At 72.7% G+C, this 22,511-nt stretch carries 19 protein-coding genes and 3 pseudogenes; 10 read left to right on the top strand and 12 right to left on the bottom strand.

Features of this window, described 5'->3' with window-relative positions:
• Positions 1 to 22: 22 nt before the first annotated feature.
• Positions 23 to 4,249 carry an AfsR/SARP family transcriptional regulator gene (locus ACWBNA_RS30165; RefSeq protein WP_482707672.1) on the bottom strand — a complete coding sequence of 1,409 codons (4,227 nt, stop codon included), beginning with the start codon at positions 4,247 to 4,249 and terminating at the stop codon, positions 23 to 25.
• Between the two features lie 181 nt (positions 4,250 to 4,430).
• Entirely contained in the window at positions 4,431 to 5,129 is a 699-nt protein-coding gene (locus tag ACWBNA_RS30160; RefSeq protein ID WP_482707671.1) for a DUF6578 domain-containing protein, read from the bottom strand.
• Between the two features lie 104 nt (positions 5,130 to 5,233).
• Here ACWBNA_RS30160 and ACWBNA_RS30155 point away from each other — a divergent pair, with 104 nt between their 5' ends.
• Complete coding sequence (locus tag ACWBNA_RS30155; protein ID WP_482707670.1) at positions 5,234 to 6,034, top strand: site-2 protease family protein; 801 nt, start codon at positions 5,234 to 5,236, stop codon at positions 6,032 to 6,034.
• Here ACWBNA_RS30155 and ACWBNA_RS30150 read toward each other — a convergent pair.
• On the bottom strand, positions 6,024 to 6,203 hold the full coding sequence (locus ACWBNA_RS30150) for a hypothetical protein (protein WP_482707669.1): 180 nt from the start codon (positions 6,201 to 6,203) through the stop codon (positions 6,024 to 6,026). The two genes, ACWBNA_RS30155 and ACWBNA_RS30150, sit on opposite strands and share 11 nt — an antisense overlap.
• A 78-nt stretch (positions 6,204 to 6,281) precedes the next feature.
• A complete protein-coding gene (gene npdG, locus ACWBNA_RS30145; RefSeq protein ID WP_482707668.1) occupies positions 6,282 to 6,986 on the bottom strand; it encodes an NADPH-dependent F420 reductase in 705 nt (234 codons plus the stop codon).
• A 210-nt stretch (positions 6,987 to 7,196) separates the two neighbouring features.
• On the opposite strand from npdG, the gene ACWBNA_RS30140 reads away from it, so the two are divergent.
• Positions 7,197 to 7,799, top strand: coding sequence for a phosphoheptose isomerase family protein (locus tag ACWBNA_RS30140; RefSeq protein WP_482707667.1), 603 nt, complete (start codon positions 7,197 to 7,199; stop codon positions 7,797 to 7,799).
• A gap of 148 nt (positions 7,800 to 7,947) precedes the next feature.
• On the opposite strand, the gene ACWBNA_RS30135 is transcribed toward ACWBNA_RS30140, so the two are convergent.
• Positions 7,948 to 8,178, bottom strand: a complete 231-nt coding sequence (locus tag ACWBNA_RS30135) for a hypothetical protein (RefSeq protein WP_482707666.1) — start codon at positions 8,176 to 8,178, stop codon at positions 7,948 to 7,950.
• 58 nt (positions 8,179 to 8,236) lie between these two features.
• Here ACWBNA_RS30135 and map point away from each other — a divergent pair, with 58 nt between their 5' ends.
• Positions 8,237 to 9,094, top strand: coding sequence for a type I methionyl aminopeptidase (gene map / locus ACWBNA_RS30130; protein ID WP_482707665.1), 858 nt, complete (start codon positions 8,237 to 8,239; stop codon positions 9,092 to 9,094).
• A 183-nt stretch (positions 9,095 to 9,277) separates the two neighbouring features.
• Complete coding sequence (locus ACWBNA_RS30125) at positions 9,278 to 9,925, top strand: biliverdin-producing heme oxygenase (RefSeq protein WP_482707664.1); 648 nt, start codon at positions 9,278 to 9,280, stop codon at positions 9,923 to 9,925.
• Positions 9,926 to 9,928: 3 nt separating this feature from the next.
• Here the strand turns inward: ACWBNA_RS30125 and ACWBNA_RS30120 are convergent, their stop codons facing one another.
• Entirely contained in the window at positions 9,929 to 10,573 is a 645-nt protein-coding gene (locus tag ACWBNA_RS30120; RefSeq protein WP_482707663.1) for a PhzF family phenazine biosynthesis protein, read from the bottom strand.
• Positions 10,574 to 10,605: 32 nt separating this feature from the next.
• Here ACWBNA_RS30120 and ACWBNA_RS30115 point away from each other — a divergent pair.
• The 5 genes and pseudogenes from ACWBNA_RS30115 (at position 10,606) to ACWBNA_RS30095 (ending at position 15,799) form a co-directional block, all read left to right on the top strand.
• Positions 10,606 to 11,361, top strand: a pseudogene (locus ACWBNA_RS30115) (ATP-binding cassette domain-containing protein).
• Positions 11,362 to 11,548: 187 nt separating this feature from the next.
• The gene (gene efeO, locus ACWBNA_RS30110) at positions 11,549 to 12,691 is read left to right on the top strand and encodes an iron uptake system protein EfeO (protein ID WP_482707662.1); all 1,143 of its coding nucleotides are present in this window, start codon (positions 11,549 to 11,551) and stop codon (positions 12,689 to 12,691) included.
• Positions 12,692 to 12,699: 8 nt separating this feature from the next.
• On the top strand, positions 12,700 to 13,962 hold the full coding sequence (efeB, locus tag ACWBNA_RS30105) for an iron uptake transporter deferrochelatase/peroxidase subunit (RefSeq protein ID WP_482707661.1): 1,263 nt from the start codon (positions 12,700 to 12,702) through the stop codon (positions 13,960 to 13,962).
• Positions 13,963 to 13,965: 3 nt separating this feature from the next.
• The gene (gene efeU / locus ACWBNA_RS30100; protein ID WP_482707660.1) at positions 13,966 to 14,838 is read left to right on the top strand and encodes an iron uptake transporter permease EfeU; all 873 of its coding nucleotides are present in this window, start codon (positions 13,966 to 13,968) and stop codon (positions 14,836 to 14,838) included.
• Positions 14,798 to 15,799 (top strand): SCO2278 family lipoprotein, encoded by a 1,002-nt coding sequence (locus ACWBNA_RS30095; RefSeq protein WP_482707659.1) that lies wholly within the window; start codon positions 14,798 to 14,800, stop codon positions 15,797 to 15,799. The genes efeU and ACWBNA_RS30095 overlap by 41 nt, the downstream gene beginning before the upstream one ends.
• 352 nt (positions 15,800 to 16,151) lie before the next feature.
• Here the strand turns inward: ACWBNA_RS30095 and ACWBNA_RS30090 are convergent, their stop codons facing one another.
• Positions 16,152 to 16,886, bottom strand: coding sequence for a bifunctional DNA primase/polymerase (locus ACWBNA_RS30090; protein WP_482707658.1), 735 nt, complete (start codon positions 16,884 to 16,886; stop codon positions 16,152 to 16,154).
• 170 nt (positions 16,887 to 17,056) lie between these two features.
• On the opposite strand from ACWBNA_RS30090, the gene ACWBNA_RS30085 reads away from it, so the two are divergent.
• Positions 17,057 to 17,923 (top strand): glycerophosphodiester phosphodiesterase, encoded by an 867-nt coding sequence (locus ACWBNA_RS30085; RefSeq protein ID WP_482707657.1) that lies wholly within the window; start codon positions 17,057 to 17,059, stop codon positions 17,921 to 17,923.
• Here ACWBNA_RS30085 and ACWBNA_RS30080 read toward each other — a convergent pair.
• The 5 genes and pseudogenes from ACWBNA_RS30080 to ACWBNA_RS30060 all read right to left on the bottom strand — a co-directional run bounded on the left by ACWBNA_RS30080 (position 17,893) and on the right by ACWBNA_RS30060 (position 22,429).
• The gene (locus ACWBNA_RS30080; RefSeq protein WP_482707656.1) at positions 17,893 to 18,510 is read right to left on the bottom strand and encodes a TetR/AcrR family transcriptional regulator; all 618 of its coding nucleotides are present in this window, start codon (positions 18,508 to 18,510) and stop codon (positions 17,893 to 17,895) included. The two genes, ACWBNA_RS30085 and ACWBNA_RS30080, sit on opposite strands and share 31 nt — an antisense overlap.
• A gap of 216 nt (positions 18,511 to 18,726) precedes the next feature.
• Positions 18,727 to 19,710 (bottom strand): small ribosomal subunit Rsm22 family protein, encoded by a 984-nt coding sequence (locus ACWBNA_RS30075; protein ID WP_482707655.1) that lies wholly within the window; start codon positions 19,708 to 19,710, stop codon positions 18,727 to 18,729.
• A gap of 142 nt (positions 19,711 to 19,852) precedes the next feature.
• Positions 19,853 to 20,263, bottom strand: a pseudogene (locus tag ACWBNA_RS30070) (serine hydrolase); the annotation flags it as partial.
• 103 nt (positions 20,264 to 20,366) lie between these two features.
• Positions 20,367 to 21,182: pseudogene (locus ACWBNA_RS30065) on the bottom strand (serine hydrolase domain-containing protein); the annotation flags it as partial.
• Positions 21,134 to 22,429, bottom strand: coding sequence for a multidrug effflux MFS transporter (locus tag ACWBNA_RS30060; protein WP_482707654.1), 1,296 nt, complete (start codon positions 22,427 to 22,429; stop codon positions 21,134 to 21,136). The gene ACWBNA_RS30060 and the pseudogene ACWBNA_RS30065, both read right to left, overlap by 49 nt.
• Positions 22,430 to 22,511 lie beyond the last annotated feature (82 nt).

Here is a 22,511-nt window from a genome sequence, read left to right as displayed (position 1 = left end):
CCCCCGGCACGGCCGGCGCGTGTCAGACCAGGGCGGTGGCCTCCGCGGGAGAGAGGCCGCCGCCCTCCGCGTACGCCGCTTCGTACGCCTGGTCGCCGAGCACGGCGCGGGTGCGTCGCTCGGCCCGGTGCCATACGTCGCGCTCCATGGACGACATGACGTGGCGGGGCGGCAGCATGGCCGCGGCGGCGCCGATGCACCGGGCGGCGTCATCGGCGCGGCGCCCGCCGTCGAGACCGGCGAGGGCCATCGCGGCGGTGACCAGGTAGGAGGAGCGCATCTGCGGTGCGATGGCCAGGGACAGCGGGTCGTCGGCCAGCTCCAGCGCCCGCCGGGTCCTGTCCAGGGCCACGTCGCAGCGCTCGTCCAGGACGTCCAGCCAGGCCTCCGCCCCCAGGATGGAGGCGTCGAAGACGACGAAGTGGGCGATCTTGAACTCCTCGCGCAGCGACCGGAGTTGCTCACGTGCCTCGGCGGTCCGTCCGGTCATGCCGAGGCGGCCAGCGAGGAAGAGCCGGGCGGCGGGCATCGCCTCGTGGCCCGAGCCCGAGCCGTCCTGACGGTCGATCACCTCGCGCAGCAGGCGCTCGCCGCGCTCGGACTCGCCGACCTCCAGCAGTGCGCTGCCCAGGCGGGCGGCGAGCACCGCCGCCTGGGCGCGGGCGCCGAGCCGGTTCGCCCGCTCGATCGCCGCCTCGTAGTCGGCGGCGGCGAGCCGGTACTCGCCCTGGCGTTCATGGGCCTCGGCCCGCGCGGAGAGCGCCTCGGCGGTGCCCCACAGGTCCCCCAGACGCCGGTAGATCGCCAGGGACTCGTCCGCGTCGCGGGCCGCGTCGCCCGCCCAGTCGGTGCGGTTGGCGAGCATCTGGGCGCGCATCTGCAGCCCGGCGGCGAGTTCCCACTCGTGGCCCGGGGCGGTGCGGCAGGTAAGCACGGTGGCGTCGACGATCTCGCGCACCCGGTCTATGTCGCCGGAGAGGATGACGGCGAAGAACCAGAAGGAGCCGGGGACACGGCAGGTCTGCGGCATGCCGGGTTCGTAGGTCTGGGCGATGGCGCGCAGCTTCTCCTGCGCCTCGGGCGTCTGCCAGGCGTCCAACTCCGTGTCCATGCAGGCGAGATGGACGAGGTGGACCCCGCGCCGGGCCTCTTGGAGGATCTCGCCGGTCCACGGGAACGGCACGTCCGTACAGCGCTCCCACACCGGGGCGGCGCGGCGCGCCGGCGGGGCGAAGGGGTCGGGGCCGAGGGTCTGCGCCTCGCGCGACCACTGGCGGGCGGCCTGACGCAGGTCGCGCATCTGCCAGTACCAGGACATCGACAGAACCAGACAGAGCGTCTCCTGCTCGTCGCCCGCCGCGACGGCGTGGTGCAGGGCGAGGCGGATGTTCTCCCCCTCGCGCTCCAGCCTGCCGATGGCGGCGATCTGGCCGGGGCCGCGCAGCAACGGGTCGGTGGTACGGGCGAGTTCGCGGTAGTACGTCAGGTGCGCGCGCTCCGTCTCTTCGCGATCGCCGGCCTCGTCGAGCCGTTCGCCCGCGTACTCGGCGACGGTCTCCAGCAGCCGGTAGCGCATGTCTTCGCCGCCCGAAGGCGCGGCCACCACAAGGGACTTGTCGACGAGCGAGCCGAGCGCGTCGAAGGCGGCGAGGCCGCAGACGGCCTCGGCGGCGGCGAGGTCGCAGCCGCCGGCGAAGACGGACAGCCGCCGCAGCACGTCCCGTTCGTCCTCGTCCAGCAGTTCCCAGGACCAGTCGACGACCGCCCTGAGCGTCTGCTGGCGGGGCAGGACGGTACGGCTGCCGGAGGTGAGCAGCCGGAAGCGGTCGTCGAGCCGGTCGGCGATCTGACGTGGGGTCAGCATGCGCAGGCGGGCGGCGGCGAGTTCGATGGCCAGCGGCAGGCCGTCCAGGCGCCGGCAGATCTCGGCGCAGGACTCGGGATCGTCCCCGGTCCGGAAGCCCGGCCTGGCCGCGGCCCCGCGCTCGGCGAGCAGCCTGAGCGCGACGGGCTCGGGCAACGGTTCCACCGGCCGCAGCAACTCCCCCGGTACGCCGAGGGGTTCACGGCTGGTCGCCAGCACCGTCAGACCGGGGCAACGCTCCAGCAGCTCCTCCACCAGCCGGGCGGCGGCCTCGACGACGTGCTCGCAGTTGTCGAGGACCAGCAGCATCCGGCGCCTGCCGCAGTGCTCGGCGAGCCGCTCCACGGGGTCGTCGTGCCGCTCGCCCCCGGCCCGCATGGCCTCCGCCCCGGCGCCGTACAACACGGTCTCGCGCGCCCCTACGGCGGTCAGCACCGCCTCCGGCACGGCGTCCGGGTCGTCCACCGGCGCGAGCTCGGCCAGCCACACCCCGTCCCGCGCCGCCTCCCCCACGGCCTCCGCCGCCTCCTGCGACAGCCGCGTCTTCCCGGCCCCACCGGGCCCGAGCAACGTGACCAGCCGTGCGACGCCGAGATCCCCCCGAATGGCTGCGATATCGGCCTCCCGGCCGACGAAGGAGGTGAGACGGGCGCGGAGGTTGCCCGGAGGTGGGGGGTCGGGGGTGGAGCGGGCGAGGGGCTCGCCGGGGGTCTGGGGGGCGAAGGACTCGCCGGGAATCTGGGTGGCGAAGGGTTCGCCGGGGGCGTGGGCGGCCGAGGCGTGGGGGCCTCGGCCGTTACCGGCCGCCGTAGGTCCGGACGGGCCGGGGGAACCAGGCGCCCGAGCTGCCGCCCCTGAGCCGGACGAGCCCTGAGCGACGCCGCCCGTGGCCTCCGGCCGCGGGCCGAACGTGCCCTCGTCGGTCGCGCCGGACAGAGGGCCTGACTCGCGCCCGGCGGCCGTGCCGGACAGGGAGCCGGGTCCACGTCCGTCAGCGGTGCCGGAGGGCTGGACGGACTCGCGCCCGTCGACGGTGCCGGACACAGGGCCGGGCTGGCGTCCGTCAGCGGTGCCGGAGGGCTGGACGGACTCGCGCCCGTCGTCGGTGCCGGACACCGGGCCGGGCGGGCGTCCGTCAGCGGTGCCGGAGGGCTGGACGGACTCGCGCCCGTCGTCGGTGCCGGACACCGGGCCGGGCGGGCGTCCGTCAGCGGTGCCGGAGGGCTGGACGGACTCGCGCCCGTCGTCGGTGCCGGACACCGGGCCGGGCGGGCGTCCGTCAGCGGTGCCGGAGGGCTGGACGGACTCGCGCCCGTCGACGGTGCCGGACACAGGGCCGGGCTGGCGTCCGTCAGCGGTGCCGGAGGGCTGGACGGGCCCACGTACATCGCTGGTGCCAGACAGGGAACCGGGCCCGCCCCCGTCAGCGGTGCTGGACGGCGGGACGGGCAGGTCGTCCCCGTCCGCCGCGCGGGATGGTCCGGTCGCCGGGGCGCCGGAATCCGGCCGTGACCCATTCGCGGGCGCTCCGGGGCTTGGCCGGCCGCCACTTCCATGGGCCCCGGAACCTGCGGATCCCCCACCCCCGAAGCCGTCCGCGCCCTGTCCGCCGTCGCCCCCGCCCCCAGGCCCGCCCCCAGGGCCGCCCCGATCTGGCGGCCGGAGCAACTCCCCGTGCAGCGCCCTCAGTTCCGGGCTGGGGTCCGCCCCGAGCCGCTCCGCCAGCAGCCGTCGTACGGCCTCGTAGGCGGCCAGTGCCTCCGCCGTGCGGCCGGCGTCGCGCAGGGCGCGCAGGCGCAGGGACTGGAGGGGTTCGTCGAGGGGGTGGGTGTCGCACAGGGCGGTCAGTTCGGGCAGGGCCTGTTCGGCGTGGCCGAGGGCGAGGGCGGCGGTGTGGCGGGCGCGCAGGGCGTCAAGGTGCCGGGCCTGCCGACGGGCCGCCTCGGCGGTGCGGTCGGGCAGGTCGGCGAGGGCGGGGCCGCGCCACAGGGCGAGGGCGTCGTCGAGGACGACGGCCGCCTTCGCGGGGTCGCCGTCGGCCAGCGCCCGCATGCCCTCGCCGACCAGCCGCTCGAAACGGTGCAGGTCTATGTCGTCGGGCGCGGCGGTGAGACGGTAGCCGCCGTCCACGGAGACGACCGCGTCCGCGCCGAGCGCCCGGCGCAGTCGTCCGACCAGCGCCTGCAACGCGCCCGTCGCGTCGGCGGGCGGATCGCCGTCGCCCCACACCTCGTCGACCAGGAGCCCGGCGGGCACGGCACGGCCGGGCCGCAGCGCCAGCACGGTCAGCAGCGCGCGCAGCCGCGCCCCGCCTACGGGGACGGGCGTGCCGTCGGGGCGGAGGGCCTGAGTGGTGCCGAGGATGCGGTAGCGCACGGGGTCCATTGTCTCCGGTGGTATCGGGGCCGGTCACGGGGTTCGGGCGGTGCGGCGGAAAGGAGCGCCGACAGGTGGGGGAAGGGAAGGGCCCGCGCCCCGCGGAAGGGGGCAGCCTCCAGAGGGCCATCCCGGCCCGCAGCCCGCGCCCCACCGAAACGGGCGACCGCCGGAGACGCGAGGGCCACGCTCAGCCCCCTCTCGGTCCCGCCCCCCTGCTGAACGTGGCCAGCAAGGCCGCCAGCGCCTCCGCCGGGATGCCCGCGGTCTCCGCGCCGGGGGCCGCGCCCTGGTGGGGGATTCCGCACGCCTCGCGGACGGCGTGCGACAGCGGCGAGTCCGTGCCCTGGACCTCCAGGGTCACCATGGCGCCGGCGTCGGAGCGGCTTCGGTCGCCGCCGAACCACTTGGGGCACGTGTCCACCGACCGCAGCGAGCGCTCCCCGGGCACCGGCTGCCACGTTCCCGAGCCCGGCGTGGGCTCGGCGAAGCCCTGGGTCACCACCTGGATCGCCCGTACCCGGCCCCGGACGTCGGGGAGTCCGGCGCTCCCGTGGTTCTCGACCGTGAGGAGACCGACCGAGCGGATCCGGTCCCCCGGCCGCGGCTCCCCCTCGTCGAGGCCCTCTGCGGCCCCGAGATCGACGGAATGCCGTTGCAGTGCGACCAGCAGGCCCGTCTCCTCCCGCACCACCCGCACGGCGCCCTCTTCGCCCCGCACGTCCGCCACCGGACCGACGATCCTGCTGAGCTGGTCGTGCCAGCCGCCGCCCAGCACCTCGTCGGCGTCTGTGAGCAGCAGCGGCCAGGTCACCTCCTCGCCCAGCGAGAACGGCGTACCGCAGCACTCCATCTGCCAGTCCGGGTAGAACACATGCCAGAGCCCCATGGGTCCACCTTCCCCGGAACCCTCAGGGGACCGCGAGACGTTTTCCCCGTGCGCCCGGTACGGTCGGGCAGTCCCACCGCGTGCACGAGAGGCCAGGGAGCCCCATGACCACCGCCACGACCCGCCACAGCGACCGGCGGGTCAGTCCCGTCTTCGTCGGGATCCTCGCCGTGACGGCGGTGACCGGCTGGGCCACCTGGACCGGGTTCGCCGAACAGCCCGGTTTCTCGGTGTTCCTGTTCGTGACGGCCGCGTGGATCGTCTCCCTGTGTCTGCACGAGTACGCGCACGCGCGCACCGCCCTGCACAGCGGCGACATCTCGGTCGGCGCGAAGGGCTATCTCACGCTGAACCCGTTGAAGTACACGCACGCCCTGCTGAGCATCGTGCTCCCCGTGATATTCGTGATCATGGGCGGGATCGGTCTTCCCGGCGGTGCCGTCTTCATCGAGCGAGGCCGGATCCAGGGCCGCTGGCGGCACAGTCTGATCTCGGCGGCCGGTCCGCTGACGAACGTCCTGTTCGCGATCGTGTGCACGGCCCCGTTCTGGCTGGACGCCCTGGACGGCGTGCCGCGCGACTTCCGGTTCGCCCTCGCCTTCCTCGCCCTGCTGCAGGTCACCGCCGCGATCCTGAACTTCCTGCCGGTTCCGGGCCTGGACGGCTACGGGATCATCGAGCCCTGGCTGTCGTACAACCTCAAGCGCCAGGTGGAGCCGTTCGCGCCCTTCGGTCTGCTGTTCGTGTTCGCGCTGCTGTGGCTGCCGGCGGTCAACGGCGTGTTCTTCGACGTGGTCGACTCGATCCTCAAGAGCCTCGGGATCAGCGACTTCGACACCTATTGCGGGCAGGAGCTGTTCCGCTTCTGGCGGGGCACGAACGAGTTCTGCCAGATCAGCCAGTGACGGACCTGCGGACCTTCTCGCGCTTCACGTAGTACCAGCACATGTTGGACGACAGTCCCGCCAGGAGCACCCACACGATCCCCAGGAAGTTGCCCTGGACGAAGGAGACGACCGCCGCGGCCACGGCGAGGACGCAGACGACGAGGGCGTAGAGGGCGAGGCGGGGCATGGGGTGAGTCTCCTGTCGGGGGGCATGCGGGACACTGCGCTGCTGTACCGGACAGTGTCCCCCATGCCCTCCGTGCCCTCACACGTCGGTGATACGGAGTCCCGCGTGCGCCTTGTACCGGCGGTTGACGGAGATCAGGTTGGCGACCAGCGACTCCACCTGGTGGGCGCCCCGCAGTCGCCCGGCGAAGATGCCGCGCATGCCGGGGATCCGGCCGGCCAGCGCCTGGACGATCTCGACGTCGGCGCGGACCTCGCCCAGCACCATCACGTCGGTGTCGATCTCGGCGACCTCGGGGTCCTGGAGCAGGACCGCCGACAGGTGGTGGAAGGCGGCCGTCACCCGTGAGTCCGGCAGCAGGGCGGCGGCCTGCTCGGCGGCACTGCCCTCCTCCGGCTTCAGCGCGTACGCGCCCTGCTTGTCGAAGCCGAGCGGGTTGACGCAGTCCACGACGAGCTTTCCCGCCAGCTCCTCGCGCAGCGACTCCAGGGTCTTGCCGTGGCCGTCCCACGGCACGGCGACGATCACGATGTCGCTGCGCCGGGCGGTCTCGGCGTTGTCGGCGCCCTCGACGCCGTGCCCGAGCTCCTCGGCGGCGGCCTGGGCGCGGTCCGCGGCGCGCGAGCCGATGATCACCTTCTGGCCGGCCTTGGCGAGCCGGTAGGCGAGGCCCTTGCCCTGCGGGCCGGTGCCGCCGAGCACGCCGACGACGAGTCCGGAGACGTCGGGGAGGTCCCAGGGGTCCTTGGCGGGGGCCTTCTGTGCACTGTCGGTAGAGGTCATGGGCCGACTTTACGTGCGCCTCCCGCACGGCGAAGGCTCAGGTGGGCGGGGTCACGGCCGGTGACAGTGGTACGCGGGTGGTACGAGGACGGTCGTGGCCGGAACCGGAGCACGCCGGCCGGGCAGCAAGCCTCGCGCCTGGCCCAAGTTGGGCGAATATGGGGTGAACCGGGGGGCCGTGGGGCGCCGGTTGCGGCAGGATGCGGTCGCATGGATGCCGTAAGGGTCGCGTTGCTGCGCGAAGTGCTCGCCGGGACCGAGTGGTTGGGGGCCACGCGGCGGTTCGCGGGGGCATTGCGGGGGTCCGTGGTGTCGCACGGGGGCGGGCTGCTGCTCGTCGGCACGGCGGAGTACGAGCCGTGGCATCTCGCGGCCCACCTGGTGGACGAGGCCGCGTGGTCGGGGACGCCGGAGCTGGCCCCGACTCTCGTACGGCACGACGCGCGCGCGTCCGACCCCGCCCATCTGTCGGTCGGACCCGGGCGGCTGTCCGCGGCCCGGCGGGGCGAGACCTTGCTGGTGGTGTCCCCTCAGGGGCCGGGCGCTCCGTTGCTGGAGCGGGTGCACGACGCCCGGCGGGCCGGGGCGACGGTGCTGGCGCTGGGTGACGGCGGGGGCGAGTTGACGGCGATGGCACACGAGTCGCTGGCCGTGCCCGACGGGGCGGAACTGGACCTGGACAGCGTGCAGCACCTGGTGAGCGCGGCGGCCGGCGAGAACCTGCTGCCGACGCCGCGGGGTCGCCGCCGCCTGCGCGACCGCCTCTCCAGGCTGGCGGACGAACTCACGGCACCGCCCCCCGCCCGCTGGTGACCTCCACCGGCCGGGCGGGCGGGTGTGCGTGGTGCGGTGGTGCGGTGGTGCGGCTGCGCGAGCAAGCGCGTCAGCCGCACCGGCACAGGCACCGACTCGGGATCGTGATCCGGCTCGGACTCGAGCTGGCGACCGGGACCGGGTCCGATCAGTCGTCGTCCCGGCTCGCGGCTGGGGCGTCGTGCCACTTGGGGTCGTTCTCCCATTCGAGGTTGCGCTCGCGGGCCGTCTCCATCGCCTGCTCGGCCTCCTTGCGGGTGGCGTACGGCCCGAACCGGTCCTTGGCGGGGCACTCCGGCCCCTCCTCGACCTTCTTGTGCTGCAGGCAGTAGTACCACTCGCCCGGTTTGCCGACCGTCCGCTTCTTGAACAGGGCCATGACCAGCTCCTCTCGCCACCGACATGTTCCCCCATGGGCGCTGGATAGACTCGTCGGCATGTCTGGCCAGTCGCTGCTCGTCCCAGGGGAGCTGTCCCCCATCCGTTCCGTGCCCGGAAACATCCGCCGCCCCGAGTACGTCGGCAAGCCCGCGCCGACGCCGTACACCGGCCCGGAGGTGCAGACGCCCGAGACGATCGAGGCGATGCGCCGCGCCGGCCGGATCGCCGCTCGGGCGATGGCGGAGGCCGCGAAGCTGATCGCGCCGGGTGTCACCACCGACGAGCTGGACAAGGTGGCGCACGACTACATGTGTGACCACGGCGCCTATCCGTCGACGCTGGGTTACCGCGGCTTCCCCAAGTCCCTGTGCACGTCCGTCAACGAGGTCATCTGCCACGGCATCCCGGACTCGACGGTCCTGGCCGACGGCGACATCGTCAACCTGGACGTGACGGCGTACATCGGCGGGGTGCACGGCGACAACAACGCGACGTACCTCGTCGGGGACGTCGACGAGGAGAGCCGGCTGCTGGTGGAGCGGACCCGGGAGTCCCTGGAGCGCGCGATCAAGGCGGTCAAGCCGGGCCGGCAGATCAACATCATCGGTCGGGTCATCGAGTCGTACGCGAAGAGGTTCGGGTACGGGGTGGTGCGGGACTTCACCGGCCACGGGATCAACTCGTCGTTCCACTCCGGGCTGATCATCCCGCACTACGACAGCCCGCACGCCACGACCGTGATCCAGCCCGGCATGACGTTCACGATCGAGCCGATGCTGACGCTCGGGACCCACGAGTACGACATGTGGGACGACGGGTGGACGGTCGTGACGAAGGACCGCAAGCGCACGGCCCAGTTCGAGCACACGCTGGTGGTGACGGAGACGGGAGCGGAGATCCTGACCCTGCCGTAGGGCCGCTGCCGCCCTGCCGTGCCCCTCGCGGCCCTGCCACACCTCCGCCGTTCGCCCGAGCCCGCCCTCTTCGGAGGGCGGGCTTTCCGCATGTGGGCCCCGGGTTTCACGGGTACGGTCTTACCGACAGAGAGTCGGCAAAAGCATTGACTTAGGTTACCCTAACCACAGAAAATCGGGGCCATGGACTCCTTCTCGACAGTCATCCGCACCGCCTCCCACGAGCAGCACGAAGAGGCGAACACCTCGACGTTCATCAGCGACCTGCTCGGCGGCGGCCTCGGCGTCGACGCGTACGCGCGGTACACCGAGCAGCTGTGGTTCGTGTACGAGGCACTGGAGAGCGGCGCCGAGAAGCTGGCGTCGGACCCGGTGGCGGGGCCGTTCGTCCAGCCCGAGCTGTTCCGGCTGACCGCGCTGGAGCGGGACCTGGCGCATCTGCGCGGCCCGGACTGGCGGGCGCGGATGTCCGCGCTGCCGGCGACGGGCGCGTACGTGGAGCGGGTGCGGGAGTGCGTCGAGCAGTGGTCGGCCGGTTACATCGCCCACCACTACACGCGCTACCTCGGCGACCTGTCCGGCGGTCAGATCATCCGCGACAAGGCGGAGAAGACCTGGGGCTTCGCGAAGAAGGGGGACGGCGTCCGTTTCTACGTCTTCGAGGAGATCTCCAACCCGGCCGCGTTCAAGCGGGGTTACCGCGAGCTGCTGGACGCCGTCCGCGCGGACGACCTGGAGAAGCAGCGGATCGTCGCGGAGTGCCGGAGGGCGTTCGCACTGAACATCGAGGTGCTCCGGGCCCTCGGGGACGAGTTTCCGCTGAGCGCCTGACGGTCAGCGCTCCAGGAACACCCGCCCGCCGACCTCCACCCAGCCCCCCGGCTGCGGAGCCGTGAGGATCTGCGAGCCCGCGCCCTGCGTGATGTTCAGGGCGCGGCCCAGCCGGTCGGTGAGCAGGAGCGCCGCCGCGCCCGTCGCCTCGTCCTCCTCGATGCCGTCGTCGCGGCCCGGGAAGGCGCGGGCGCGGACGCGGCCGGCCGCCTCGTCCTCCCAGGCCCAGGCGTAGATCCACTCCCCCTTCGGCGGCACCGACAGGTCGTCGACCTCCGCCGCCGTGGCGTACTGGCGCAGCGTGCGCGGGGGGACCCACTGCGACTGCGCCTCGATCCAGCTGAACTCGCCGTCCAGTCGGGTGCCCACCACCCCGGCCGGCGTGACCAGTTCGGGCACGTCGAGCAGCCAGGCCGTGCCGACGCAGGGGTGGCCGGCGAAGGGCAGGCGCAGGGTGGGCGTGTAGATGTCGATGACGCCGCGCTCGGGGTCGTCCACGAAGACGGTCTCGCTGAAGCCCAGTTTCCCGGCGAACGCCTGCCGTTCGTCCGGGTCCGGCAGCAGGGAGCCCTCGCGGACGACGCCGAGCTCGTTGCCGTATCCGCCGTTCGCTCCGCAGAAGACACGGAGCACGTCGTAGTCAGTCACGCGGGGCATTGTGCCTTGAGCGGCGGACCGGCATGAAACGGGTGCGTCCCCGCCCCGTACCGCCCGCTCCCATCCGGTCGGGAGACGTCCTGGCCGAGGCCGAGGACCTGCGTTTCCGCCTCGGTCACCGCGATGTCCCGCGCGTGGTGTCCGTGACCGTCCGGGCGGGCGAGGTGCTCGCCCTCCTCGGTCCCGACGGAGCCGGTAACTCGACGCTGTTGGGCGCCCTGGCCGCCGATCTGCCGCCCGCCACGGGGGTCGTACGCGTCCACGGCCGCCCGGCGACCGACTGGTCCGCACCCCAACTCGACCTGCGCCGGGCCGTGCCGCCCCAGTCGGCGGCGCTGCCCTTCCCCTTCCGGGTCGAGGAGGTCGTCCGCATGGGCCGGGCGCCCTGGGCGGCGCTCGGCACGCGGGACGACGACGCGGTCGTGGCCGGGCGATGGCCGCGACCGAGGTGACCGACTTGGCCGTACGGCCGTCTCCGCGCTCAGCGGGGGCGAGTGGGCCCGGGTCGCCCGGCCAGGGTGCTCGCCCAGCGCGCGCCTCTCCTCCGGGAGCGGGCGCGGGCCGGGGACGCCGTGGTGGTCGTCCTGCACGACCTGGGGCTCGCGGCGGCCTGCGCGCACCGGGTCGCGATCCTGCACGCCGGCCGGGTGGCCGCCGAGGGCCCGCCGACAGAGGTGTTCTCCGACCGGCTGCTGACGGAGGTCTACGACCAGCCCGTCGAGGTGCTTCCGCATCCGCGCACGGGGGAGGTTCTGGTGACCCGGCGCCGCGATGCTTGACCGGAACTTGACCTCCTCCTGAGATCCACTTTTGGCCACCGTGATCAGTCCGTGCTCATACAGCGTCCATGAGAGCTGAATCACCGCTTGAAGGGGTCGGACACAGGAAAACCTTAGGTACGTTAGGCGAGCCTCACCTTATGTGAGGCGCGTCACGCGTATTTTTCGGCCATTCCTTGGAGCCCGCATGCGAGCCGTCAGAATCTCCGCTCTCACAGCTGTCGCCACCGCGGCGACGCTCGCCGCCGTCACCGGCTGCACCGAGAAGGGCAGTTCGGGGACCGGCGACCGGGTCATCGAGGTGACGGCGACGGACGACAAGTGCGAGGTGTCGAAGAAGGAGTTCCCGGCCGGGCACGTCGAGCTCGCGATCGAGAACAAGGGCTCCAAGGTCACCGAGGTCTACGTCCTGTTCCCGGACGACCGGATCGTGACCGAGCGCGAGAACATCGGCCCCGGCACCAAGCAGCGGGTCACCGCCGAGGTGAAGGCCGGCGACTACACGATCGCCTGCAAGCCCGGCATGAAGGGCAAGGGCATCCGCCAGGACGTCAAGGCCACCGGCGGCACGGTCGCCAAGCGTGACCCGCGCCTCGACAAGGCCGTCGCCTCCTACCGCGCGTACGTGCAGGCGCAGGCCGACGAGACGCTGCCGCTCGCCGAGACCTTCGCCAAGGCGGTCAAGGACGGCGACATAGAGGCCGCCAAGAAGGCATACGCGCCCTCCCGCATCGGCTGGGAGCGCACCGAGCCGGTCGCCGAGTCCTTCGGCGACATCGACCCGAAGGTCGACGTCCGCGCGGACGGCCTGGAGGACGGCCAGGAGTTCACCGGCTGGCACCGCCTGGAGAAGGCCCTCTGGCAGGACAAGAAGATCGGCGCCGAGGAGAAGACCCTCGCCGACCAGCTGATCACCGACCTCAAGGACTGGCAGAAGCGGGTCGGCAAGGCCGACATCACCCCGACGTCCATGGCCAACGGCGCCAAGGAACTCCTCGACGAGGTCGCCACCGGCAAGGTCACCGGCGAGGAGGAGCGCTACTCGCACACCGACCTCGTCGACTTCAAGGCCAACGTCGAGGGCGCGGAGAAGTCGTACGAGCTGCTGAAGCCGGTGGCCACGGAGAACGACGCCGCGCTGGTCACCGAACTGGACAAGCAGTTCGCCGCGCTGAACACGCGGTTGGACAAGTACCGGCCGAACACGTCGTCGTACGACTTCACCTCGTACGACAAGGTCAGCAAGGCCGAGCAGAAGGAGCTGTCGGACGCGGTGAACGCGCTCGCGGAGCCGCTGTCCAAGCTCGCCGCCGCCGTCGTCGCGAAGTAGGGACGCTCATGACGGACAACTCCGCAGAAGCCACCGCTCCCTCCCGGCGCGCGCTGATCGGCTGGGGCGGTGCCGGGCTCGCGCTCGGTGCCGTCGCGGCCGGCGGCACGGTCGCGATGACCGGTGCCGCCGACTTCGCCGACGACGCGGACCCGGCCGGCGCCTCGACGGGCGCCCCGATCGCCTTCCACGGCACCCATCAGGCCGGCATCTCGACACCCGTGCAGGACCGGCTGCACTTCGCCGCGTTCGACGTGACCACCGACGACCGCGCCGCCTTCGTGCAGATGCTGAAGGACTGGACCGAGGCCGCGCGGAGGATGACCGCCGGGCACGCGGTCGGCGAGGGCGCGTACGGCGGTCTCGCCGAGGCCCCGCCGGACGACACGGGCGAGGCGCTGGGGCTGAAGCCGTCGCGGCTGACGCTGACGATCGGGTTCGGACCGTCGCTGTTCGAGAAGTTCGGGCTCCAGGGCAAGCGTCCCGAAGCCCTGATCGACCTGCCCAAGTTCGCCGGCGACAACCTCGACAAGAACCGCAGCGGCGGCGACCTGTGCATCCAGGCGTGCGCGGACGACCCCCAGGTCGCCGTGCACGCGATCCGCAACCTCGCCCGAATCGGCTTCGGCAAGGTCGTCATCCGCTGGTCGCAGCTCGGCTTCGGCAAGACCTCCTCCACCACGCCCGACGCGCAGACTCCGCGCAACCTGATGGGCTTCAAGGACGGCACCCGCAACATCGCGGGCACGGAGGCCGACCGGCTGAAGAAGTTCGTCTGGGTGGACCCGAAGGACGGGCCCGACTGGATGGCCGGCGGCTCCTATCTCGTCGCCCGCCGCATCCGCATGCACATCGAGACCTGGGACCGCACCTCGCTGCAGGAGCAGGAGGACATCTTCGGCCGCGACAAGGGCGAGGGCGCCCCGGTCGGCAAGGCCAAGGAACGCGACAAGCCGTTCCTGAAGGCGATGAAGCCCGACGCGCACGTGCGGCTCGCGCACCCCGACTCCAACCACGGGGCGACCCTCCTGCGCCGCGGCTACTCCTTCACCGACGGCACGGACGGTCTCGGCCGCCTCGACGCCGGCCTGTTCTTCCTGGCCTACCAGCGGGACGTCCGCAAGGGCTTCGTCCAGGTCCAGCGCAACCTGGCCACGGACGCGCTCAACGAGTACATCCAGCACGTGGGTTCCGCGGTGTTCGCGGTGCCGCCCGGTGTCCGCGGCAAGGACGACTGGTGGGGCAGCACCCTGCTGACCGAGGAGGCCTGAGCCGTGTTCTCCAACTACCTGATCGGCCTGCGCGAGGGGCTGGAGGCCAGCCTCGTCGTCTGCATCCTCATCGCCTACCTGGTCAAGACGGACCGCCGGGACGCGCTGAAGCCCATCTGGATCGGCATCGGCGTCGCGGTCGCCCTCGCCCTCGGCTTCGGCTGCGCGCTCGAGTTCGGCTCCCAGGAGCTGACGTTCGAGGCGCAGGAGGCGCTCGGCGGCACCCTGTCGATCCTCGCGGTGGGCCTGGTGACGTGGATGGTGTTCTGGATGCGGCGCACCGCCCGGTACTTGAAGTCGGAGCTGCACGGCAAGCTGGACGCCGCCCTCCAGATGGGCACCGGCGCCCTGGTCGCCACCGCCTTCCTCGCGGTCGGCCGGGAGGGCCTGGAAACCGCCCTGTTCGTGTGGGCGTCCGTGCACGCGGCGAGCGACGGCACCCCGCGCCCGCTGCTCGGCGTCGCCCTGGGCATCGCGACGGCGGTGTTCCTGGGCTGGCTGTTCTACCGGGGCGCGGTGCGCATCAACCTCGCCAAGTTCTTCACCTGGACCGGCGGCATGCTGGTCGTGGTGGCCGCGGGCGTGCTGGCGTACGGCTTCCACGACCTCCAGGAGGCCGACTGGCTGCCGGGCCTGACCAACCGGGCCTTCGACATCACCGGGACCGTCCCCCCGGACAGCTGGTACGGCACTCTCCTCAAGGGCGTCTTCAACTTCCAGCCCGACCCGACGGTCCTTCAGGTCACGGTGTGGCTGCTGTACTTGGTCCCGACGCTCGCGCTTTTCCTCGCCCCGGTAGGGTTCGCCTCCGGGAAGGGGAAGGTGAAGGAACCTGATGAGCCAGGATCGCGGCCCTCGAAGGCTCCGCAGTCTTGACCGGAGCGCACTGATAGCAGTCTCAGTGACCGCTTTGTCGCTGACGGCGAGCGGATGCATGGTGGTGCACGGGGAGCAGGAGGTGCTCCCCGCGGCCACGCGGGCGGAGGCCGCCAAGGCACTCCAGCAGTTCACGAACGCGTACAACGAGGCCGACAAGGAGTACGACAGTTCCCTGGACGCCGACTTCGTCACCGGCGCCCTGGAGGACATCGACCGGGCCAGGCTGAAGGCGGGCGCCGCGAACAACCCGGACGGCAACCCGACGCACACCCCGCTGACGCTGACGGACGCGAAGTACACGATCCCGAAGAAGGCGGGCTGGCCGCGCTGGTTCGTCGCCGACGCGGCCGGCAACAAGGGCGGCACCTCGCGCTGGCTCCTCGTGTTCACGCGCGGCGGCCTCGACGAGCCGTGGCAGGTGGCGTATCTGACGCTGCTCGCGCCGGAGAAGGTGCCGGAGTTCAAGCAGGACGCGGACGGCTTCGCCGAGGCCGTGCCCGCGAACTCGACCGACGTGGCCGTCGCGCCCGGTGACCTGAGCAAGGACTACACCTCGTACCTCAAGAGCGGCGGGGACGGCTTCGCCGACGGCCTGAACACCGACCAGTGGCGTGCGGCCCGCGCGAAGAACGCGAAGAAGCCGGGCCTGGTCACCCAGTACATCGACGAGCCCATGACCAGCGGCGACTACGCGCCGCTGGCGCTGCGTACGAAGGACGGCGGGGCGCTGGTGTTCTTCACCACGCACCACTACGAGAAGCAGACGGCCGCGCAGGGCACGTCGGTCCCGACGCCCAACAAGGACGTCCTCGCCCTGACCACCGGTGAGATCAAGCAGTCGCTCACCATGCAGTTCGTCTCCAACGAGGTGGCGCTGGATCCGCCGAAGGGCTCGGGGGACCAGAAGGTGGCGGTGCTGGGCCGGATCCAGGGGCTGACGTCGGCCGAGGGCGAGTAGGACCGGCCGGGGGCCTGCGCCGGCTTCGGGGCGGCGGCTTCCAGGGCGTCGACGCCGCCCGGCATGACCGTGCGCACGTGCTAGGTGATGTGCCCGGCCGGCCGGTCCCACCAGGCCACGGCAAGCGGCCGCCGTGTCCGGCTCGGCGAAGCGGGTGCGGATCAGGCGGGCCGGGTGCCGCCGACGGTGCCGTGGTCGGGCGCGTCGGCGGTGCCCCCGGCACCGGTGCCGGTGTTCGCGCCGTGTCCGATGAGTACGCCCGGGCGGTAGAGCAGGTTACGTGTCTCGAACGCGCCGGCCGGCGGCCTGAATATGGCGGGCCCTTGCGGCGGTCCCTTGGCGGGCGCGGGGCTCAGCGGCGCGTGGGCCAGGCCGAGTTGACGTGGTCGGATTCCTCGCCGATGTAGCGGGCGCAGGCGTCGGTGAGGACTTCCAGGAGGGTCAGCGGGTCGGGCAGCGGGTGCTCCAGGCCGCGGATCCAGTACACGGACCGGTCGTCACCGGGGAGCCGGGCGGGCGGGACGAGGACGTAGGAGCCGCGGCAGTGCCAGCGCAGGCCGGGGTGCTCGTCCATCGTCTCGGGGTGGCAGTCCAGCTCGCACGGCCACCACTCGTCCTCGTCCTCGGGGGTGCCGCGGGTGAGGGTGAAGAAGAGCAGGCGGTCGCCGCCGCTCTCGGCGACCGGGCCGACGTCGATGCCGGCGTCGAGCAGCCGCTCCAGCGCTTCCCTTCCGACCTCCAGCGGCACGTCCAGGACGTCGTGCACCATGCCGGTCGCGGTGATGAAGTTGGCCTGCGGCTGGTGCCGGGCCCAGCGTTCGATCTGTCCGCGGTCGGTGGTCGACTGGGTCTGCCAGGCGAACGACACGGGGTGCCGGGCCGGGGTGGGACAGCCGACGCGGTCGCAGGAACAGCCGTAGCCGGGGGCGGGATACGCGGCGGGCGCCAGCGGCAGCCCCGCTCCGGCGGCAGCGAGCAGCAGGGCCTCACGGCCGTCGTCCCCGACGGCCTCCTTCGGGCGGCGTCCACGCAGCCATTGGGAGATTTTGCCCTGCCGGCCGGTGCGACCGCCGAACTCCGCGCTCATCTATCCCCTCGCCTCGCTGTCGTGCGGAACAGCATGCCCTATGGTCCCACTTTCCTGCGCTTCGGGGGGGCCGGAGCCGACAACAGGGATGGCTGGGGCGAGACGGGCCGTCACCGAGATCGAGTGTCATTGCACGCTTTGCCACGATTTACCCACCTACCGTGGTCGGCATGGTCACATGGATCGCGTTGACCGGTCTGGCCTCCGTCGCCTCCCTGATCTCGCTGACACTCACGGGGCCGACGGCCCCGCTGGAGTGGGGCGCCGGGCCGCTGACCGTGGACTCGTTGCCCCCCGTGACGTACGTCGCTCATCGCGGCGGTGCCCGTGAGGTGCCCGAGAACAGCATGTCGGGGCTGATGGCGGCCTACCGGCGCGGCACGGCACAGGTGCTGGACCTGGACACACAGATGCTGCGCGACGGCACGCTCGTCGTCCTGCACGACCGCACCCTGAACCGCACGACGTTCCTCGGCGGTGAGGTGCGCGGGCTGAACGCGCCGGAGTGGCAGGGGGTGCGGCTGCGGCCGCGGGCGTCACTGCCGGGGAGCTGGCGCTCCGAGCGCCCGCCGACGGTGGCCGAGGTACTGGACCGCCTCGGCGGGCGGATCGTGCTGATGCTGGAGGCGAAGGACCCGCGCGGCCTCGACGGGCTGGCCGGGATGATCCGCGCCCGGGGCCTGACCCGCTCGGTCTTCGTCAACTCCAACGATCCCGAGGTGGCCCGGCGGACCCATCGCCTGGGCCTGCTCTCCCAGCTGTGGCGCACGGCCGGGCAGCTGCGGCGGGACCGTCCCGAGCGCTGGCGCTCCTACGTCGACCTGCTCGACGTCGACCACCGGGCGCGGGACGCCGACCTCCTGCGGGCGGTGCGCTCCGGCATCCCCCGCGTCTGGGCGCACACCGTGCTCACGCCCGCCGAGCGGGACCGGGCACTCGCGCTGGGCTGCGACGGGATCATCACGGACGCGCCGGGGCGGCTGGCACGGCGGCCCGCCCGACGGGCTCACCTGGGCGCGAGTCCGTGGAGGGCGTAGTCGACGAGGGTGTCGGTGTAGTCGTACGAGATCGGGCCGGTGTACTGCAGCCAGCGCTGCGCCAGCGGTGAGACGAAGAGTTCGAGGGCGATGCGGGGGTCGATCTCCTGACGGACCTGGCCTGCCTCCTGCGCGGCGCGCAGACGGTCCACGTACAGCTGGAGCGACGGTTCGAGGAGCTTGCCGACCATGACCCGGCCGAGTTGCTCGTCGACCACGCCCTCGGCGGCCAGGGCGCGGGACGGTGCTTCGAACCGGGGGTCCTTGAGCTGGTCGACGGTGGCCCGGAGTACGGCCTTCAGGTCGGCGGCGAGGTCGCCGGTGTCCGGGATGGCGTACACGTCCTGCGGGTCCGCCTCCCGCGCCGCCTGTTCGCTCAGGTCGAGGAACGCCTCCAGCAGGACGTCCGCCTTCGACGACCACCACCGGTAGATCGTCTGCTTGCCGACGCCGGCGCGGGCGGCGATGCCCTCGATGGTGGTCCTGGGGTAGCCGACCTCGGCGACGAGGGCGATGGCGGCGTCGTAGATGGCGCGGCGGGATCTCTCGCTGCGGCGGGTGGTGTCGGGGGCGGGCTGCTTGACCATGTGCCGACGGTAGCAGGCAGGTGAGACGGGACGTCTCGTCGGTCGGGCGGGTTTGCCTCGCCCCCGCCGCCCCTTCCCGTCCCCGTCTTTCTGGGGCGCCGCCCCAGACCCCGCCCCTCAAACGCCGGAGGGGCTGAATTTTCAGCGCGACGTGGAGGTCTGAGGGCGCAGCCCTCAGGGACGGGAACGGGAAGGGGCGGCGGGGGCGAGGAAACCTCACGGCGGCCAGGCATCGCCCCAGTCCGTGTCGCGGGCCGCCTTGTACAGATCGCCGTGGCGCTTGGTGATCGTGCGGCGGGTCAGTCGCTCCTCGGGCTCGCACAGATCGAGGAGCACCTGACCCTTGCGGATCTGCGGCCGCCGCACGACGCGGGAGGGCGCCGGAGCAGCGGGGAAACGGGCGGCCGCGACGTACGCGAACTTCTCGTCCTCGTAGGGAAGGGACCCGCCCTTGACCTGACGGTGGAGGGAGGACCGGCTGACCCGGGCCGAGAAGTGGCACCAGTCCTCACCCGGGACGATGGGGCAGGCCGCGCTGTGCGGACAGGGCGCCGCCACCCGGAAGCCGGCGGCGATCAGCCGGTCGCGGGCCTCGATGACCCGGGCGTAGCCGCCGGGGGTGCCGGCTTCGACGATGACGACGGCCTGCGCGGCGTTCGCGGCGGCGTCCACGAGGGCGACGCGGTCGGGAGCGGTGAGCTCGTTCAGGACGTACGACACGGTGACCAGGTCGGTGCTGTCGAGGGCGAGCGCCGAGCCGATGCGGGCGCGCTGCCAGTTCACGGCGCGCAGCGCCGGGTTGGTGGCGGCGACCTCCCGGCCGAGGGCGAGCGCGGGTTCGGCCCAGTCGAGGACGGTGACGGGGCGCTCGCCGGGCCAGGTCGCGCTGACGGCCCAGGTCGCGGCACCGGTGCCGCCGCCGACGTCGATGTGGCTGCCGGGGGCCCAGTCGGGGGCGGCCTGCGCGAACGCCTCCAGTGCGGAGTGCACGGCCTCGAAGGTGGCGGGCATCCGGTAGGCGGCGTAGGCGACCACGTCGGCGCGGTCGCGGAGGATGGGGGCGTTGGTGGGGGTGGCGCCCCGGTAGTTGGCGATCAGCCGGTCGACTGCCTGCGCGGCCTGCCGGGGCGGAAGCCCGTCGAGGAGGTCGGCGAGGGCGGAGCGGAGGGTTTCGGCGGCCGGGGGTGCGGGGGCGTTCACCCGGCAATTCTATGGGCGCCGCGTGTGGTCGCAGGTCCTGCGGGGGGTCCGCCCCAGAGCCCCGCCAGCGGGCTCCGCCCCTGGACCCCGGCCTGTGCCCGTCCCCCACCCCACTCGGTGGGCCGGATACGAAGGCGCCCGCCTACGTCTCCCGCACCGCCCTCGCCACCCACGTCGCCGCCCTGGCCCGCGGTCTGCTGTCCGGCGGCCGTCTTCGGGGATGGACCGTGTTCGCGAGCAGCACCAGGAACGTGTCCGTCGCCTGGTCCATCACCAGCGAGGTTCCGGTGAAGCCGGTGTGGCCCGCCGCTCCCCTTCCCGCCAGCTCCCCCATGAACCAGGGCTGGTCGAGGGCGAAGCCCAGGCCGGGCGGGGTCAGCATCAGTTCCACGAAGTCCGGGCCGAGGATGCGGGCGGGGCCGTACGCCCCGCCCGCCAGTAACGCGCGGCAGAAGACGGCGAGGTCCCGGCCGGTCGAGAACAGGCCCGCGTGGCCGGCCACGCGGGCCTGGTCTCGACCGGCCGGGGCCACGCCCGCTTCTGCCGCGCGGGTCTGGGGGGCGGGGGGGGGGGCGTTCCGCCCCGCCCGCCAGTCCCGCGCGGCAGCAGCGGGCGCGGTCCCGGCCGGTCGAGACCCGGCCCGCGGGGCCGGCCACGCCGCCCACCGCCCCGGCGGTCTCGTCGTGGACCACGCCCCGCAGCATGCCCCGGTCCGCCTTGGCCCACGGCCGGCGCTGGTCCTCGGTGGCGGCCGCGCCGGGGCTCGGGCCGAAGGAGGTGGACGTCATGCCGAGGGGGCGGGTGATGCCGTCGTGGACGAGGACGTCGAGGGTGCGGCCGGTGATGCGTTCCAGGACGTGCTGGAGCAGGAGCAGGTTCAGGTCGGAGTAGGTGTAGGTGCCGGGCACGCCCATCGGGGGCTCAGCCCGCAGCATCGCCAGGCGTTCCGCGTCGTCGGCGCGTTCGTACAGGGGGAGGTCGGGCCGTAGGCCGGAGGTGTGGGTGAGCAGCTCTCGTACGGTGATGCCGTGCTCGGCGGCCGCCCGGAAGTCCGGGAGGTAGGCGCCGACGCGCGCGTCGATGCCGAGCGTGCCCCTCTCGATCTGCTGGACGGCCGCGACCGACGTGAACAGTTTGGTGAGGGAGGCCAGGTCGAAGGGGGTGTCGACGGTCATCGGGACGCGTGCCTGGGGCGGCAGTTCCACGCCCTGGTCCGTCGCGGGGTCGTAGGAGGCGTACCGGACGGCCCAGCCCGCCGCCTCCTCCACGGCGATCACCGGGCCGCGCCCGGCGACCACGACGGCACCCGCCGCCCAGGGGCGCTCGCCGGCGGTGAGGTCGTGGACGTGCTGGGCGAGGTGTCCGAGTTCCTCGGGGTCGAGCCCGGCTCGTTCCGGGGTGTCGCTGCGCAGTTTCGGCGCGCTCAGCTCTCCACTCCCTCCGTGCTCGCACGTCTGTTCCAAGGACGGCACATAACCACGAAGCAGGCGCCCGCCACCAGTACGGCACCCAGTTGGACGAGCGCCATCGGTACGGCGGTGTCCTCGCCGGCGATGCCGACCAGCGGTGCCGCGACCGCGCCGACGAGGAAGGAGGAGGTGCCGAGCAGCGCGGAGGCGGCGCCGGCCGAGTGCTCGACGCGCATCAGGGCGAGTGCCTGGGCGTTGGGCATGGTCAGGGCGATCGCGGACATCACCAGGAACAGTCCGGCGGCGATCGGCGCGAGCCCCACCTCGCCGAAGACGCCCGCCGACATCAGCAGCAGCGCGGTCGCGGCGACGCCGAGCAGGACGAGGCCGACGGCGAGCACCTTGTCGAGACTGACCCGGCCGACCAGCAGCTTTCCGTTGATCTGGCCGGTGATCACCAGGCCGACGGAGTTGACGCCGAACAGCAGGCTGAAGGTCTGCGGGGAGGCGCCGTAGATCTCCTGGATGACGAACGGCGACGCCGAGATGTAGGCGAAGACGACGACGAAGGCGAAGCTGCCGGTGAGGACGTAGCCCGAGAAGACACGGTCGGCGAGCAGGGTGCGCATGGAGCGCACGGCCTCGCCGAAGCCGCCGCCGTGCCGGTCGGCCGGTGCCAGGGTCTCGGGCAGCCGCAGCCACACCAGGACGGTGAGCGCGGCCCCGATGACCGTCAGCACCACGAACACCCCCCGCCAGTCCGTCACCCGCAGGATCTGGCCGCCGACGAGCGGCGCCACGATCGGGGCGACCCCGGAGATCAGCATGAGGTTGGAGAAGAAGCGGGCCATGGCCACGCCGTCGTACATGTCCCGTACGACGGCCCGCGCGATCACAATCCCGGCCGCGCCGGCGAGGCCCTGGGCCAGCCGGAAGGCGACCAGCATTTCGACGGTGGGCGCGAAGGCGCAGACGGCGGTGGCGGCGACGTAGATGACCAGTCCGACGAGCAGGGGCCGTCGGCGGCCCCACTTGTCGCTCATCGGGCCGACCACTATCTGGCCGAGCGCCATGCCGACCAGGCAGGCGGTGAGGGTGAGCTGGACGGTGGCGGCGGGCGCGTGCAGGGAGTCGGTGACCGCCGGGAGCGCGGGGAGGTACATGTCCATCGCCAGCGGGGGTGTGGCGGTGAGGCCGCCGAGGACGAAGGTGACGAGCAGGCCGGTGCGGCGCACCGCCCGGACCGGGGTGCCCGTGCCGGGTACGGCTGCCTGTGACGTGTCCGGTGTCGACGCCCCGTGCTCGGGCATGTGCCCCTCCCTCTCCGAGTGATCCGCCGCCTATGCTCTCAGCTCGTACAGAGTGACGAGGTGCGGTAAAGCGAGGGTGGGG

Source organism: Streptomyces sp. Q2 (assembly GCF_056820935.1).
Note: the sequence above shows the minus strand (reverse complement) of the source record. Positions and strands in the feature narration are given on the sequence as shown.

Excerpts from the sequence above, each read along its gene's own strand:
- npdG (WP_482707668.1), bottom strand. The coding sequence starts at position 6,986 with ATGACCTCTACCGACAGTGCACAGAAGGCCCCCGCCAAGGACCCCTGG.
- ACWBNA_RS30155 (WP_482707670.1), top strand. The coding sequence starts at position 5,234 with ATGACCACCGCCACGACCCGCCACAGCGACCGGCGGGTCAGTCCCGTC.
- ACWBNA_RS30150 (WP_482707669.1), bottom strand. The coding sequence starts at position 6,203 with ATGCCCCGCCTCGCCCTCTACGCCCTCGTCGTCTGCGTCCTCGCCGTG.
- efeB (WP_482707661.1), top strand. The coding sequence starts at position 12,700 with ATGACGGACAACTCCGCAGAAGCCACCGCTCCCTCCCGGCGCGCGCTG.
- ACWBNA_RS30160 (WP_482707671.1), bottom strand. The coding sequence starts at position 5,129 with ATGGGGCTCTGGCATGTGTTCTACCCGGACTGGCAGATGGAGTGCTGC.
- ACWBNA_RS30085 (WP_482707657.1), top strand. The coding sequence starts at position 17,057 with ATGGTCACATGGATCGCGTTGACCGGTCTGGCCTCCGTCGCCTCCCTG.
- ACWBNA_RS30165 (WP_482707672.1), bottom strand. The coding sequence starts at position 4,249 with ATGGACCCCGTGCGCTACCGCATCCTCGGCACCACTCAGGCCCTCCGC.
- ACWBNA_RS30135 (WP_482707666.1), bottom strand. The coding sequence starts at position 8,178 with ATGGCCCTGTTCAAGAAGCGGACGGTCGGCAAACCGGGCGAGTGGTAC.
- ACWBNA_RS30060 (WP_482707654.1), bottom strand. The coding sequence starts at position 22,429 with ATGCCCGAGCACGGGGCGTCGACACCGGACACGTCACAGGCAGCCGTA.
- ACWBNA_RS30125 (WP_482707664.1), top strand. The coding sequence starts at position 9,278 with ATGGACTCCTTCTCGACAGTCATCCGCACCGCCTCCCACGAGCAGCAC.
- efeO (WP_482707662.1), top strand. The coding sequence starts at position 11,549 with ATGCGAGCCGTCAGAATCTCCGCTCTCACAGCTGTCGCCACCGCGGCG.
- ACWBNA_RS30090 (WP_482707658.1), bottom strand. The coding sequence starts at position 16,886 with ATGAGCGCGGAGTTCGGCGGTCGCACCGGCCGGCAGGGCAAAATCTCC.
- ACWBNA_RS30095 (WP_482707659.1), top strand. The coding sequence starts at position 14,798 with ATGAGCCAGGATCGCGGCCCTCGAAGGCTCCGCAGTCTTGACCGGAGC.
- ACWBNA_RS30140 (WP_482707667.1), top strand. The coding sequence starts at position 7,197 with ATGGATGCCGTAAGGGTCGCGTTGCTGCGCGAAGTGCTCGCCGGGACC.
- map (WP_482707665.1), top strand. The coding sequence starts at position 8,237 with ATGTCTGGCCAGTCGCTGCTCGTCCCAGGGGAGCTGTCCCCCATCCGT.
- ACWBNA_RS30080 (WP_482707656.1), bottom strand. The coding sequence starts at position 18,510 with ATGGTCAAGCAGCCCGCCCCCGACACCACCCGCCGCAGCGAGAGATCC.